The organism is Xanthomonas sp. NCPPB 3959 (assembly GCF_056675575.1).
The window spans coordinates 44,264-58,928 of the sequence record NZ_JBWWVR010000021.1 but is presented as its reverse complement, the minus strand read 5'-3'; the positions used below and the strand labels follow the sequence as shown (position 1 = coordinate 58,928).

General features: G+C 65.0%; 11 protein-coding genes. 4 read left to right on the top strand and 7 right to left on the bottom strand.

What is annotated here, in order from left to right; translation table 11 throughout:
- Positions 1-2 precede the first annotated feature (2 nt).
- Complete coding sequence (locus AC1KVG_RS19460; RefSeq protein ID WP_168959725.1) at positions 3-329, bottom strand: YerC/YecD family TrpR-related protein; 327 nt, start codon at positions 327-329, stop codon at positions 3-5.
- 221 nt (positions 330-550) lie between these two features.
- On the bottom strand, positions 551-1,987 hold the full coding sequence (gene hisS / locus AC1KVG_RS19455) for a histidine--tRNA ligase (protein ID WP_481095472.1): 1,437 nt from the start codon (positions 1,985-1,987) through the stop codon (positions 551-553).
- A 203-nt stretch (positions 1,988-2,190) separates the two neighbouring features.
- On the opposite strand from hisS, the gene AC1KVG_RS19450 reads away from it, so the two are divergent.
- Positions 2,191-2,856: a Crp/Fnr family transcriptional regulator gene (locus AC1KVG_RS19450; RefSeq protein WP_481095471.1), complete on the top strand. Its 666-nt coding sequence runs from the start codon at positions 2,191-2,193 to the stop codon at positions 2,854-2,856.
- A 248-nt stretch (positions 2,857-3,104) separates the two neighbouring features.
- Here AC1KVG_RS19450 and AC1KVG_RS19445 read toward each other — a convergent pair whose 3' ends face one another.
- The gene (locus tag AC1KVG_RS19445) at positions 3,105-3,851 is read right to left on the bottom strand and encodes a murein L,D-transpeptidase catalytic domain family protein (protein WP_481095470.1); all 747 of its coding nucleotides are present in this window, start codon (positions 3,849-3,851) and stop codon (positions 3,105-3,107) included.
- Positions 3,852-3,952: 101 nt separating this feature from the next.
- Positions 3,953-5,260, bottom strand: coding sequence for a threonine synthase (gene thrC / locus AC1KVG_RS19440; protein ID WP_481095469.1), 1,308 nt, complete (start codon positions 5,258-5,260; stop codon positions 3,953-3,955).
- A 173-nt stretch (positions 5,261-5,433) separates the two neighbouring features.
- Between thrC and AC1KVG_RS19435 the strand changes: the two genes are divergently transcribed.
- Positions 5,434-5,748 carry an EthD family reductase gene (locus AC1KVG_RS19435; RefSeq protein WP_481095468.1) on the top strand — a complete coding sequence of 105 codons (315 nt, stop codon included), beginning with the start codon at positions 5,434-5,436 and terminating at the stop codon, positions 5,746-5,748.
- 74 nt (positions 5,749-5,822) lie between these two features.
- Here AC1KVG_RS19435 and AC1KVG_RS19430 read toward each other — a convergent pair whose 3' ends face one another.
- The 3 genes from AC1KVG_RS19430 to AC1KVG_RS19420 all read right to left on the bottom strand — a co-directional run bounded on the left by AC1KVG_RS19430 (position 5,823) and on the right by AC1KVG_RS19420 (position 10,350).
- Entirely contained in the window at positions 5,823-6,764 is a 942-nt protein-coding gene (locus AC1KVG_RS19430) for a homoserine kinase (protein WP_481095467.1), read from the bottom strand.
- A gap of 68 nt (positions 6,765-6,832) precedes the next feature.
- On the bottom strand, positions 6,833-9,340 hold the full coding sequence (thrA, locus tag AC1KVG_RS19425; RefSeq protein WP_481095466.1) for a bifunctional aspartate kinase/homoserine dehydrogenase I: 2,508 nt from the start codon (positions 9,338-9,340) through the stop codon (positions 6,833-6,835).
- 521 nt (positions 9,341-9,861) lie between these two features.
- Positions 9,862-10,350 (bottom strand): TspO/MBR family protein, encoded by a 489-nt coding sequence (locus tag AC1KVG_RS19420; protein ID WP_481095465.1) that lies wholly within the window; start codon positions 10,348-10,350, stop codon positions 9,862-9,864.
- A gap of 476 nt (positions 10,351-10,826) precedes the next feature.
- On the opposite strand from AC1KVG_RS19420, the gene AC1KVG_RS19415 reads away from it, so the two are divergent.
- Together AC1KVG_RS19415 and pgaB are read left to right on the top strand one after the other, a co-directional pair.
- Positions 10,827-12,785: a tetratricopeptide repeat protein gene (locus AC1KVG_RS19415; protein ID WP_481095464.1), complete on the top strand. Its 1,959-nt coding sequence runs from the start codon at positions 10,827-10,829 to the stop codon at positions 12,783-12,785.
- Complete coding sequence (pgaB, locus tag AC1KVG_RS19410) at positions 12,767-14,665, top strand: poly-beta-1,6-N-acetyl-D-glucosamine N-deacetylase PgaB (protein WP_481095463.1); 1,899 nt, start codon at positions 12,767-12,769, stop codon at positions 14,663-14,665. The genes AC1KVG_RS19415 and pgaB overlap by 19 nt, the downstream gene beginning before the upstream one ends.

Here is a 14,665-nt window from a genome sequence, read left to right as displayed (position 1 = left end):
TCTCAGTGGGATTCGTCAGGGCGCGCCGATTGCTCGCGCAGGGCCGTGGCATAGCCGCCGGCACCGTGTTCCAGGGTGCGTGCAACGCGCCCGATGGTGGTCACGCTGACCTGGGTCAGCTCGTGGATCTCGCGATACGGCACGCCCTTGATCAACAACGGCACCACGCGCCAGCGGTCGGACATGGCCTCCAGCTCGGCAGGCGTGCACAGATCGCGCAGAAAGGCCTCGACCGCGCCGGGCTCCTTCAGGCACGCCAGGGCATCGGCCAGCATCTTGAGGGAGGCAGCGACATCGGCACTTTCGCGGGGAGCGGGTCGTTGTTTCATTGCGTTAATGTAATAGCGTGTTAGTACGTTAACGCAACCAGGGTCCGTAGGACAAGCGCTGCAGTCCGAAGCGTTCAGCGAAGTAGCGGACCCTGCTGCGGATCAGAAACGAAAAACCCACCGACAGCGAGGTGTCAGTGGGTGTGTTTCCGCATCGGTACCGGGAGCGCCGCCTACGCTGTACCAACCTGGCTGCATTCCCTATCTAGCCGGCCAGCGACTCAATCGGCCTTGACGCCACCAGCCACCAGCATCGCCTTGGCCTGCTCCAGCTCTACCAGCAAGGTGCTGGCCAGCTCGTCGCGGGCAACGTCGAACTGCTGCTCGCGCACCAGGTCCTTGACCGCCACCACGCCGCGCGCCAGTTCGTCGTCGCCGGCCAGCACCACGAAGCGGATGCCCGCACGCGCGGCGTACTGGAACTGCTTGCCGATCTTCTTCGGCTCCATCTGCACTTCGGTATTGATGCCACCGATACGTAGCCGGCGCGCGATATCCAGCGCGTCGCCCAGGCGCGATTCGTCCATCAACGCCACCATCGCGTGCACGCTGCTTTCGGCGATGCCCTGGATCAGGCCGGCCTCGCGCAGCTGCCAGAACAGCCGGGTCAGGCCGATCGAAATGCCCACGCCCGGCAATTTGGACTTGGTGTAGTGGCTGGCCAGGCTCTCGTAGCGGCCGCCCGAGCAGATCGAACCGATCTGCGGGTGGTCGGTCAGCGTGGTCTCGTAGACGGTGCCGGTGTAGTAATCCAGCCCGCGTGCGATCGAGAAGTTCAGGCAGTACGCGCTTTCGGGCACGCCCAGCGCCTTGACCAATTCCAGCACTTCGCGCAGCTCGGCAATGCCCTCGCCCAGCGTCGCACTCGCGCCGACCGAAGCCTCAAGCGCCTGCAACTGCGCCAGCGCATCGGCATGCCCGTTCGAGCGCACCGCCACGAAGGCCAGGATCTTGGCCACCTGCTCGGCGGCGATGCCGAAGCCCTCGCCCACCAGCGTATCGCGCACGTAATCGGCGCCGCGCTTGTCGATCTTGTCGACCTCGCGCAGCACCGCCAGCTGCAGCTCGCCCTCGGCCACGCCCAGGCTTTCGAAAAAGCCGCGCAGCAGCTTGCGGTTGTTCAACTGCACCTTGAACTCGCCAATGCCCAGCTCGGCGAACACCGCGTGGATCACCGCCAGCACTTCGGCGTCGTAGCGGATGCTCAACGCATCCTTGCCGATCACGTCGATATCGCACTGGTAGAACTCGCGGAAGCGCCCGCGCTGGGCACGCTCACCGCGGTACACGCGCTGCATCTGATAGCGGCGGAACGGGAAGCTCAACTCGTGCTCGTGCTCGGCCACATAGCGCGCCAGCGGCACGGTGAGGTCGAAGCGCAGCGCCAGCTCCGGCAGGCCGCCGCTCTCGGCGCCCTCGTCGGCGGCGGCAGCCGCATTGGCCAGCGCGCCGGTGGACTGCACGAAGTACACCTGGCGCTCGGTCTCGCCGCCGGATTTGGTCAACAACACATCGGACAGTTCGAACACCGGGGTTTCGACCGGCAGGAACCCGAACCGCTCGTAATTGCGGCGGATGACGTCCAGCATGCGCTGGAACGCGATCTGCTCGCGCGGCAGCAATTCCATGATGCCGGGCGGCGTACGGGGCTTGATCACGAGCGAAACTCCTGCAGGGCAATGTGGCGAACGCGCAATTCTACCGGCTGGCGGCCGCGCTGACCGCATGGCGTATCATTGCAGCGCCTCTTGGCAATGCGTGGCCCATGTACCGGCAGCTTTCAGATCCCAGCACGAACTGTGCGGTGCCAAGCGCCGTATCAGGCAGCGACGCGCGCCATTCCGAATGCGCGCAGTGTGCGGTGCGCGGCCGGGCCATCTGCGCGGCGCTGTCGCCACAGGAAATGGAAGCACTGGATCAGGCCACCCACGCCCAGACCTATGCGCCCGGCAGCACCCTGGTGCGCGCGGGCGAGAGCCGCCATCACGTCTACACCGTCACCTCCGGCGCGCTGCGGCTGGTACGCACGTTGGCCGACGGGCGCCGCCAGATCACCGGGTTCGTGTTGCCCGGCGACTACGTCGGGCTGACCGAAACGCCGCAGCACCGCCACGATATCGAAGCCATCATCGACAGCCGGGTCTGCCGCACGCCGATCACACAGATGCGCCAGTTGCGCGATCGCTACCCGCAGCTGGAACGCAAGCTGCTGCAGCGCGCCAGCATGGAACTGGCGACCGCGCAGGACACCGGCCTGCTGCTGGCGCGCCTGCAACCCAGCGAACGGCTGGCGCATTTCCTGCTGCGGCTGGCGGCGCGCTCCACCCAGCCCGGCGCCAGCGGCGACACCGTGGCGCTGCCGATGAGCCGCAGCGATATCGCCGACCATCTCGGGCTGACCGTGGAGACGGTGAGCCGCACCTTTACCAAGCTCAGGCAACAGCAACTGATTGCGCTGCCGCAACTGCATCTGGTGCAGATCCTGGATTACGCGGCGCTGCGCAGCCTGGCCGGCGATACGGTTTGAGGTGTGGCGGTTCTGGTTAGACCGGTTCGTTTAGCTAATGCGCGCGCACCCAACAGGCGCGGCCGGCAGCACCAAACACATAACTTCTGCACGCCTGCCCGCACCGGATCACTGAAGACCGCTGCCGACGCGTTGCAGGTTGCTCCGGTAACCCCATCGCCGAGTGACCGACGCGCCAGTTTGAAAGCACTGTCAGCGTTGCGGGCCGATCGCGCTGGTGACAGCCCCGCGACGCAGACGCTAAGGAATCAGCGCCCGCCCACGTTCGCACTCGCCACCGATGCGCCACATCCGCCACTCAGCAACCGCGATTGGCGCAGCCAGGCACGGTCCGGGTAGTAGGCGAACACGAAGGCGCCTTCACGCAAGGTGTCGATCAACTGTTTGGCCACCGCCGGTCGCACGGCCGGGCAGCCCAGGCTGCGCCCGAGCCGGCCCTGGGAGCGGATCACCGCCTCGCTGACGTAGGGCGCGCCGTGGATCACGATCGCCCGGTCGCGCGCATGGTCGTTGAACCCGGGCTCCAGGCCTTTCAGCCGTAACGAATAGCCGTTGTGGCCGGTATACGACTCCTGCGCTGTGAAAGCGCCCAGGCTGGACTGGAAACTGCCGTCGTCGTTGGAAAACTTCGCCGCCAGGTTGTTGCCGGTGTTGCGCCCGTGCGCCACCCATTCCTGAAACAGCAGCCGCTGCCGCTGCAGATCGAACACCCACAGCCGGCGCTCGGTCGATGGCCGGCTGTAGTCGATAACGCTGAGCACGCGCTCGGCACCCACCTGCTGGCGCTGCCGCGCGCATTGCAGCGCCTCGGCAGCCAAGGCCAGCACCTGGCGGTCCAGCGACGGCGCCTGCCGTGCCAGGGCATCCACCAACCCCATGCTGGGTGTCCCCAACGATGCCAATGGGGCGGCAGAAATGGCATCGGCCGCACTGGCTGTTCCAGCCGCTGCCCAACCGCATAAGGCGATGGCAGCGGCGATCACTCGATAAGACATGCAACAACCCACAGCGGACGCGGCGCCACGCCGGGCCCGCACCCGATAGAGATAGCCTCATGTGCGGAACTTTCCAACCCCTGGCGCCTGAACGCGTTGGGTCAGGCCGCATCCGCAAGCAGACGCTGCCGGAAGGCGGCGTAGTCCGGCGCAAGTGCTTCGGCGTGTGCGGGACGCTGCAACAGCGCGGCCAGCGCCGGTGGAATCTCGACTTCACGGCCGATCAGCGGCTCCACCACACCCTCGAACTTGGCCGGGTGCGCGGTGGCCGCCACCGCCCAGTCCCCCGTTCCGCCTTCGGCCCCTTCTGCGCGCAGTTGTTCGAGCACGTGCACGGCGGTGGCGGTGTGCGGGCAGTGCACTTCGCCGTAGCGCGCAAAGCGCTGCTGCACGGTGTGGCGGATCGCCGCATCGTCCACCGACAACGCACGGAATGCCTCGCGCAACGCGGCATCGTCGCCCTGGTAGAGCCAACGCAGGCGTTCGAAATTGCTCGGCGCACCCACGTCCATCGCATTGGCCAGTGTCGCCACGCTGGGCTGCGGCGCGTAATCGTCGCCGGCAAAATAATCCGGCAACACGTGATTGGCATTGGACGCCAGCGCGATGCGGCCCAGCGGCACACCGAGCGCACGCGCCAGGATCGCCGCCAGCCCGTTGCCCAGATTGCCGGTGGGCACCACCAGATTCAGCGCTGCGCCCGCGCCTGCATAGTGTTGCAGAGCGGCATGCGCGTAGTAGCTCATCTGCGGCAGCAAGCGCCCCAGGCTGATGCTGTTGGCCGAACTCAGCGGCACCTGTGCCTGCAGCGCGGCATCGCTCAAGGCCTGCTTGACCATCGCCTGGCAGTCGTCGAACGAGCCGGCCACGCGCAAGGCCTGGATGTTGTCGCCCAAGCAGCCCAGCTGATGCGCCTGGCGCGGCGACACGCGGCCATCCGGATACAGCACCACCACGCGCAAGCCCGGCTGGCGATGGAATGCCGCAGCCACCGCAGCCCCGGTATCGCCGGAAGTGGCGACCAGAATGGTGAGCGGGCGGTCTTCGGCGCGGCGCAGGCGGGTCAGGCAGGCGGCAAGAAAGCGCGCGCCGAAATCCTTGAATGCGGCGGTCGGCCCATGGAACAGCTCCAGCGCGTAATCGCCGGGCGTAGCCAGCGCCACCAACGGCGCCGGGAAGTCGAACGCTTCGGCGCAGATGGCCGGCAGCTCTTTTGCCAGCGCATCGCCTTCGAAGAAAGGCTGCAGCAACGTAGCGGCGGTGTCGGCCAGATCGGCGCCGGCAGCGAGCGTGCGTGCCGGCGGCAGGATCTGCGGCACGTACAGGCCGCCATCGGGCGCCAGGCCGGCGGCGATCGCCTGACTCAGGCTTGCGGCAGGCGCGCCGCCACGGGTGGAGATGAAGTTCATGGTGACTCCAGACAAAGCGAGAACGAGGTGGGCAACGCGGCATTGACCGAGAACGCGGAGACCGGGATGGGCGGTTGGGCCGATGTCGGTGCACTGGCCGCACCGAGCCAGATGGGCATCCACCGCTGGCGCCGCGGCGCTATGCTGCGGGCACCTTTCCGTGGAGCAGGCAGATGATCAAGGTCAGCGTGATGTACCCGTACCGCGACGGCGCCCGCTTCGACCACGCTTACTACCGCGACACCCACATGCCGCTGGTGAGCGCACGGATGGGCGCGGCCTGCCTCAGCTACACGGTGGATAAAGGCATCAGTAGTGGCGAGCCGGGCAGCACCCCGCCATACATCGGCATGTGCCACATCTTCTGCGAATCGGTGGAGGCCTTCGGCGCCAGTTTCGGGCCGCATGCCGAGGAAATCCTGGGCGACATTCCCAACTACACCGATCTTGCGCCGGTGATGCAGATCAGCGAGGTGGTGGTCGGTTGAATGCTGCGTCGCAGGTTGCACGGCATGCGTGCACTGCAAGCGTGGTTGGTCGAGTACTGCATGCGCGCGCCGACTCATGCCAGCAACCGCGCTGCCGGGCCGGCGATCGGAGACACCCAGTGCTGGCTGTCCAGGCCGGCGCCTGCGAATGCGGCCTTCACCGATGCGGCCGCAGCGTCGGCGGCCGCGCGCGATTCGAACCAGGCGAACACACTGGGGCCGGCGCCGGAAATACTGGCACCCAGTGCATCGTGATCCAGCGCAGCTTGCTTGGCAGCCGCGAACCCGGCGATCAACGGCGCGCGGCGTGGCTCGATCAGCACATCGCGCAAGCCCGCACGGACCAGGCCCGCATCGCCGGCATGGCAGCCAGCCAGCACCAATGCCAGGTTGGTGCTCTGCGCGACGAACTCGCGCAATTGATAGTCGCCGGCCAGGGCTTCGCGCGCGCGGCGGGTTTCCAACACCGCGTCCGGATGCACCAGCAGGCTATGCCACGCGGCCGGCACGCTGATCGGCACCAGCCGCTCCAACGTGCACAACACCAGGCCGCCTAAAAACAGTGGCCCCAGGTTGTCGCCATGGCGGCTACCACTGGCCACCGCCTCGCCATCGAGTGCGTACTGGTAGAGCTGCTCGTTGCCCAGCGGCGCGTCCAGCAGCGCATTGGCAGCAACCAATGCCGCCACGCACGAGGCCGCCGAGCCGCCCATGCCCGAACTCAAGGCGATGCCTTTGTCGATCTCGATTTCAAAACCGAATGGCAGCGCCAATGCCGCACGCAACGAGATCAACGCCGCGCCCGCCGTGTTGCGTTCGGCATCCAGCGGCAAGGCCACGGTGGTGCCGCGGATGGCAGCGATACGCACCAGTGGCGCATCGATGCGTCGCACCGTCACCGTATCGCCGACGCCATCGATCGGATAACCGAGCAGATCGAATCCTACTGCCACATTCGCCACCGAAGCCGGTGCGAAGGCGCGTGCTTCGTGCAGGCCCTGCGTCGCGGTCGCCACGTGATCCGCTTCGGTTGTCTGATTTAGCGCCGTTTGATTTACAGCCGCCTGGTTTGCAACCGCCTGATTCACAACCGCGCCCCCTCGCCTGCCGCCACCCGCAGCAGATCGGCAAACACACCTGCCGCAGTGACTTCCGGCCCCGCGCCAGGCCCCTGCACCACCAGCGGGTTCTCGCAATAACGGCGCGTGGTGAATTGCACCACGTTGTCGGTCAGACGCAGATTGGCGAACGCGTGATCGGCCGGCAGCTCGACCAGACCAACGCTGGGCGCACGATCCGGCGGCAGCTGCGCGACGTAACGCAGCACATTGCCGCGTGCACGCGCATCGGCCAGGCGCTGCGCGAACGTCGCATCCACTTCATGCAGCCGCGCCATGAAATCGTCGACGCTGGCCTGGCGCAACGCTTCGGGCACCAGGCTCTCGACCTGCACGTCCTCCAGGCTGATCTCGCGCCCGGCTTCGCGCGCCAGGATCACCAGCTTGCGCGCCACATCCACGCCGGACAGATCGTCGCGCGGATCCGGTTCGGTATAGCCCATGCCGCGCGCCTGCGTCACCAATTCGGCGAACGGCACGCTGCCATCGTATTTGTTGAACAACCAGGCCAGCGTGCCCGAAAAGATGCCTTCGATCGAGGTCACCGCATCGCCGGTATCGACCAGATCGCGCAGCGTGGTGATCACCGGCAGCCCCGCGCCCACGGTGGCTTCGTAACGGAAGCGCGCACCGCTGGCATCGGCCGCCGCACGGATGGCCTGATAGCGCTGCAATGGGCCGGAGCCTGCCTGCTTGTTCGGCGTCACCACGTGGATGCCGGCAGCCAGCCACTGCGCGTAACGATCGGCCACTTCGGCGCTGCCGCTGCAATCGATGATCACCGTATGCGGCAGATGTGCAGACAGCAGATGCGTGGTGAACTGCTCCAGATCGGTGGCAGTAGCTGCGGAGGCAAACGCATCACGCCAATTGCCGACCAGGCCGCGCTCGTCGAGCAACATGCGGCCGCGGGAGACCACTGCGCGCAGGCGCAGATCGATGTTGGCCTTGCCCAGCAATTGCGGCTGCGCAATGCGCAGTTGATCCAGCAACGCCGCGCCCACATTGCCCGGCCCGATCACGCCCACCGAGAAGGTTTGCGGCGACAACCAGAAGCCCGCATGCGCCGCACGCAAGGCCTTGGTCGCATGCGCCGCATCGATGGCCACCGAGATATTGCGCTCGGACGAGCCCTGCGCGATCGCCAGGATATTGACCTGCGCACGCCCCAACGACTCGAACAACCGCGCCGCCACACCCGGTTGCCCAGCCATGCCATCGCCTACCGCGGCCAGCACACTGATGCCGGTGGTCAGCTGCACGCGCTGCACCTGACCGACCGTGAGTTCGTGCGCAAACGCTTGCAGCAAGGCATTACGCGCGCGCTCGGATTCGTGCTGTTTGACCACGCAACAGATCGAATGCTCCGACGAGCCCTGCGAGATCATCACCACCGACACCTGCGCCACACGCAGCGCCGCAAACACCCGCTCGGCCGTGCCCGGCACACCGATCAGGCCGGTGCCCTCCAGATTGAGTACCGCCAGATCCGGGCTCAAGGTCAGCCCCTTGATCGGCCCGCTGACCTTGCTGCTGGCGGTGATGCGCGTGCCTGGATGTTCGGGCTGAAAGGTATTGCGGATGATGATCGGCAGCCCGCGCTCGATCGCCGGCGACATCGTCTGCGGATGCACCACCTTGGCGCCGAAATACGCCAGCTCGCAGGCCTCGTCGTAGCTCAGTGTTTCCAGCTGTACCGCTTCCGGCACCACGCGTGGATCAGCCGAGAGCACGCCATCAACATCGGTCCAGATATGCAGCTCATCGGCATCGAACAAGGCCGCGAAGATCGCACCGGAATAATCGCTGCCGTTGCGCCCCAAGGTGGTGATGCGATCGGCGCGGTCGCGTGCCACAAAGCCGGTGACCACCACGCGCTTCTGCGGATGCACCTGGCGCCAGGTCTGCAAGCGCTGCGCGCTGACGTCCCAATCCACATCCACGCCGAGTTCGCCGCGATTGACCACCAGCACATCGCGTGCATCCAGCACCGCGCAATCCTCACCAAGCGCGCGGAAATGATCGCCGAGCAATTGTGCCGAATACACCTCGCCCAGGCCTTGCACGCGGTCGAGCACCTCGCGTGGCAGCTCGCCGATCACCGCCAGCGCGCCGAGGATTTGCGATAGATGCTCGAAGCGCTCGTCCAGCCACTCTACCGTTGGCCCGGAATGTTCGCCCAGCAACGCCACTGCGGCACCGCGATGGCGCGCCCGCGTTTCATGCCAGCGATCGCGCCACTCGGGGCGGTCTTGCGCCGCCAGTTCGGCCAATTCGATCAACGCGTCGGTCACGCCCTTCATCGCCGACACCACGGTGACCTGCACCGTCTCCTCGCGTGCAAGCAACAGCTGCGCCACATGCCGGTAGCGCTCGGCATCGGCCACCGAGGTGCCGCCAAATTTGTGCACAACGGTGCGCGCAGCGGGCGCGGGAACAGCAGCGGGTTCGAACGAAACGACAGGCGATGACATCGACAGACCTCGTTGGGGAGGCCCCGTCCGCTTCAGGTGAGAGAGGGAGACCCCCGCATCCTGATCCGGGTGCGGGGCCGTTGTTTTCGGAAATTACGCGAAGACGACGGACCGCACCGGGCGAATGGTGGCGGTGGTAATGGTGGTGCTAATGCCGGCCACGCCCGCACCCTGCCGCAGCTGCGGCTGACAGGTAAGCGAAGCGGTGGCGAAAGCATTAGGCATGTGTGCAAAAGACATCACCGGGCCGAAGGCTGTCAAGCACCGCGTATTACGTTAGCCATGCGCGACCGCGCACCTATACAGAAAGCCTTGCAGGACAAAGATTTAAGCGACGCAGCCCCAAACGATTGATTGCTATGGAAACTTTTAATGCGCCAGGCCAAGCGGTGCTTGCGCAGCATCCTGTAGCGGAGACCTGGTGCCAGACGAGGTCGGATTCGGCTGATTCCGCCTAGCGGCCGCGCTCCCATCTTGCGCCGAACGCAAAGTGCATCAGCCACTTTTGATCCATACAGCCCTTAGCCAAGCACCTGCGGATTGAGCTGCCACACCGAATAGTTCAACGCCGCCGCAAAACTCACCCACAGCAGATACGGAACCAACAACCACGCAGCAACCCGCTGCCACTTGGCGAACGCCACGATCGTCAGCACCAACGCCACCCACAGCGCCACGATATCGACAAACGCCCAGGCGCCCATGTGCCAGGCAAAGAACAACCAGCTCCACAACCCGTTCAACCCCAACTGCAGCACGAACAGACTCAGCGCACCACGCGCACTGCTCCACCCACCGCGCCGCCAGACCAACCACGCCGACACCGCCATCATTCCGTACAACGTGGTCCACACCGGCCCGAACAACCACCCGGGCGGCGCCCACGCCGGCCGCTGCAACTCAGCGTAGAAGCTCGCCGCTTTGATCGATGCCGCCGCTCCCAGGGCGGCTACTGCGTAGCAAAGTACCAGCCAGCACATCAAACCAAGTCGCTGCATTTTTTTGATCATTTTACTCACTCGATTGGGCGCCAATTCGCGGTCAATTCACACTCAGAATGACGAAATTTTCTAGAGAAATTTCCAATAAACGATAAAAATGGCATTCGAAATAACGCTCCTTGCCTAAGCGAAGTCGGCGCTTGGCTGTTAGATAGCTACACGTGATCTCTCAAACCAAACCAGGCTTTTTTGTGACAAAAATCACAAACTATAGCGAACACAACCGATGAAGATCCCGTTAGCTCCGTGACGACATAGGCTTTACATGGGCATACGCAGTATCGCCAGTCGTCATACGCCTGGAACGCTAATGAACACCCTTTCTCTCCTGCCTACGCAACCACGTGCGTCGCGGCTGTCCTGACCGCAAAGGCGCACTCACTCCCCTGCTCAGCCTCGCTTTGATTGCCGCATGTGTGCCTCAGGCGCACAGCGGTGAAGTGCGGCCGACAGAAGTGACTGGCGCCTCCATTGCCCACACTCCCATGCAGCAGGCTGAGCAGTTACGCGGCCAGCGGCGCTATGCAGATGCGCTCGCCATCTACGAACGTGTACTACGCCAAGACCCACGCGACCGCGGTGCCTACACCATGCGTGCGATCACGCTGACCGACCTCGGCAGCGCGCAGCTTGCGGCGGAGGCCGTTTGGCGGCATCCGGACTGGTTCTCGCAGCAAGAGCGCGAGCGCATCGAAAACGATCGCGTCGCCCGCATGATCGGTTGGGCCAGTGCCGAACCGATCGATGCCGCGCATCGCTATGCAGAAACCGATCAGGCCCTGGTCAATGTCGCCCGCATCGAGCGCGAAGCACCGCCGAAGGTGACATGGGAAGCCACGCGGTTGCGCGTCGACTCCTTGGTTGCACTCAACCAGCGTCAGCACCATCGCGATGTGGTGGCCAACTATCAGGCATTAAAAGCCGAAGGCATCGATGTTCCCGCGTATGTGTTGCCAACGGTCGGCGATTCGCTGATGGGCCTGCGTCGCCCGGCCGAAGCCGAAGCCGTGCTTCGGCAAGCCTTGCAGCACAACCCGAACGACTTCAATACCCAGCTCCTGCTCGGCTACGCATTGCTGGAGCAGGAACGCTTCGATCTGGCGATGCCACTGTTCGAAAAACTCTCGACCACACAAGCGCCGTGGCCGCGTCGCAAGGGTGCGGCCAGCGGTTACGAAAACTGGGATCGCTTCAGTGCAGATATCGCACTGGCCACTGCACGCTCTGCAGCGAACGACAACCGCGACGCAGACGCCTTGCTGCGCGAGCGCGTGGCCATCGGTCCCGACAATGCAGAGCTACAGGCCGCACTGGCCTCGATCGAGTTTCGTCGCGGGCAACCCACCAAAGCGTTGCAACGTAATGCGGTTGCGCTGACGCTGGATCCGCATCAGAAACAGGCCCGCAGTGGCGTGGTGGAAGCGCAGCGCGTTCTGGATCGTCTGGATCTGGCCGATGCCACGTTTGCGTCGCTTCGCAACGAATACCCGGACGATGCCGGCCTGCAACGGCTTGGCGCTTCGCTGGAACGGCAACGCGGCTGGCAGGTACATCTCAGCCATGCGCGCGGACGCAGCGACAACGACACCCTGACCAACAGCACCTCGCCGCTCGGCAACGACTTCGGCAGTACGTTGCTGGAAGCCGAATCGCCGTTTCTCGGCGAGGGCTGGCGTGTGGGCTTGCGCGCACGCGACGATTGGGCCGATTTTCAGAACACGCGCGTGCGCTATCGCAGCTTCTGGCTGGGCACGCACTACCACTACGACCGGCTGGATCTCAGCGCTTACGGCGGACGTGCGCTCGATGCATTCGATCGCGACGGCACCGCCTGGGCGCTGGATGCCGGCTGGCGTTTTTCCGATGCCTGGTATGGCAGCGTCGCCTGGCGCACGCGTGATCCAGAAGCTTCATTGCAGGCACGCCGCTTCGGCATCACCGGCGACAGCATCGGTGCCGCCGTGCGCTGGACACCCAACGACGAAAGCCGCTGGGAATTGCAGGCACGCCAGTTGCGCTACAGCGATGGCAATCGGCGCGACCAGCTGGATCTTTCGGGAAGCCAACGCCTGTGGGCCAGCCCGCATGTGCTGCTCGACGGCCTGTTCGCCGCCTCGGCAGGACGCGCCGAAGACGAGCGCGCAGTCAATTACTTCAATCCACGCCGCAGCTCTGCGGTGGCCGCCGGCGTGCGCATCGATCAGATCGGTTGGCGCCGCTACGACTACGCCTTTCGGCAGCGGCTGGAAGTCACTGCCGGTCCGACTTATCAATCCGGCTTCGGCAGCCAGTGGGTGCCCAGCGCGGCCTATCGGCACCTGTGGTCGCTGGGCGACGGCAGTGCGCTGAGCTACGGCGTGAGCTGGTCGCGCCCCGTCTACGACGGCCAGCGCGAACAACAACTTGGATTCGACCTGGATTTCCGATGGGGAGGTACGCCTTGATCCGCCTGCCGCTGTTGCTGGTCGCCTTGCTGCTGATGACGTTCGCGTCGTCGGCGCAGGCGGGCCTGCTGGTGCTCAGCTACCACGATATTCGCGACGATGTCGCCGCCAAGGGCGATCCCGATCGTTATGCGGTGTCCACCAGCAACTTCGCCGCGCATCTGGATTGGCTGCGCTCGCATGCCTATCACCCGGTGAGCGTGCAGCAAGTGCTGGACGCACGTGCCGGCAAGCGTGCCCTGCCCTCCAGGCCGGTGCTACTCACCTTCGACGACGGCTTGCGCAGCGTCTACACGCGTGTGTTCCCGTTATTGCAGGCCTATGGTTATCCCGCGCTGGTCGCCCCCGTCACCAGCTGGGTCGAATTGCCGGTTGGCCAAGTGGTGCCCTACGGCCATCGCGATTTCACTCACGATGATTTCGTCACCTGGGCGCAACTGCGCGAGATGCAGGACAGCGGCCTGATCGAAATCGGCTCGCATAGCGATGACTTGCACAAAGGCATCGCCGGCAATCCGTTCGGCAATCAGACGCCTGCTGCGGTCACCCGTCGCTGGGATGCAGGCAAGGGCTACGAGAGCGAAGCGGATTATCGCCAACGCATCCAGACCGATCTGCGCCATAGCCGCGACGCGATCGTGGCGCATCTGGGCAAGCCGCCGCGCGCCATGGTGTGGCCGTATGCCGCGTACAACCGCGCCAGCAACGCCATTGCCGCGCAACTGGGCATGACGCTCAGCTTCGATCTGGAAGGCCGCTCGCACGAAGCCGATATCGGTCAACAAGGCCGCGATCGCGTGGATGGGCAATCGCTGGCCAGCCTTGGCCGCCTGTTGCTGTTCAACAATCCCGATGTGCGCGATCTGGCCGGCGAACTGCGACGCGATCTATCGCGCGATGGCTTGCGTGCGATCCAGATCGATCTGGATTACGTCTACGACCCGGATCCGGCGCAGCTGGAACGCAACCTCGACATCCTGGTCCAGCGCGTCAAGGACATCGGTCCCAGCCATGTGTTCCTGCAAGCCTTCGCCGACCCGGACGGCGATGGCGCAGCCGATGCGCTGTATTTCCCCAACCGTCATCTGCCGATGCGTGCGGATCTGTTCGGGCGCGTCGCCTGGCAGCTGCGCACCCGTGCAGGCGTGCGCGTGTTCGCCTGGCTGCCGGTGCTGGGCTTCCATCTGCCCGATGCCCAGCAGCAGGCCGCACTGCAGATTCGTGGCAAGGATCCGAAGGATGTGCCGCGCCTGGATCCGGGCAATCCGCGTACGCATCAGCTGGTCGCGGATATCTACGAAGACCTTGCCGCTAATACGTATTTCGAAGGCCTGCTGTTCCATGACGATGCCTATCTGCGCGACGACGAAGTGCGTGCTTACGGCGATGGCGATCCAGCCAAACGCACGCAGCAGCTAATCGGCTTCACCCAGGAACTCAAAGCGGCCGCCGAACGCTGGCGCCCCAAGCTGGTGACCGTGCGCAACCTGTTCGCGCAGCCAGTGCTGGAGCCCCAGAGCGAGGTCTGGTTTGCACAGCGCCTGGACGCGTTTGCATCTGCCTACGACTACACCGCGTTGATGGCGATGCCGTACATGGAGCAGGCCAACGACCCGCAGCGGTGGCTGCAGCAGCTGGCGCAGCGTGTCGGCCAGCAGCCGCGTGGCTTCGAGAACACCATCTTCGAACTGCAGACCGTGGATTGGCGCACCGGCAAGCCTCTACCCGATGGTGTGCTGCTCGAACACACCAAGTTGCTCCTGGCTGCGGGCGTGCGCCATCTGGCGTATTACCCCGACGACTTCATCGGCGGCCACCCGTCTCTTCCCGAAGCGCGCGAGGCCATGTCGGCTCGGCAATTCCCTTATATCGAGCGGTAA

What these genes read in the sequence shown, in the direction of transcription:
- AC1KVG_RS19460 (WP_168959725.1), bottom strand. Translation starts at nt 329, where the DNA reads ATGAAACAACGACCCGCTCCCCGCGAAAGTGCCGATGTCGCTGCCTCC.
- AC1KVG_RS19445 (WP_481095470.1), bottom strand. Translation starts at nt 3,851, where the DNA reads ATGTCTTATCGAGTGATCGCCGCTGCCATCGCCTTATGCGGTTGGGCA.
- thrC (WP_481095469.1), bottom strand. Translation starts at nt 5,260, where the DNA reads ATGAACTTCATCTCCACCCGTGGCGGCGCGCCTGCCGCAAGCCTGAGT.
- AC1KVG_RS19435 (WP_481095468.1), top strand. Translation starts at nt 5,434, where the DNA reads ATGATCAAGGTCAGCGTGATGTACCCGTACCGCGACGGCGCCCGCTTC.
- thrA (WP_481095466.1), bottom strand. Translation starts at nt 9,340, where the DNA reads ATGTCATCGCCTGTCGTTTCGTTCGAACCCGCTGCTGTTCCCGCGCCC.
- AC1KVG_RS19420 (WP_481095465.1), bottom strand. Translation starts at nt 10,350, where the DNA reads ATGATCAAAAAAATGCAGCGACTTGGTTTGATGTGCTGGCTGGTACTT.
- AC1KVG_RS19415 (WP_481095464.1), top strand. Translation starts at nt 10,827, where the DNA reads ATGCAGCAGGCTGAGCAGTTACGCGGCCAGCGGCGCTATGCAGATGCG.
- pgaB (WP_481095463.1), top strand. Translation starts at nt 12,767, where the DNA reads ATGGGGAGGTACGCCTTGATCCGCCTGCCGCTGTTGCTGGTCGCCTTG.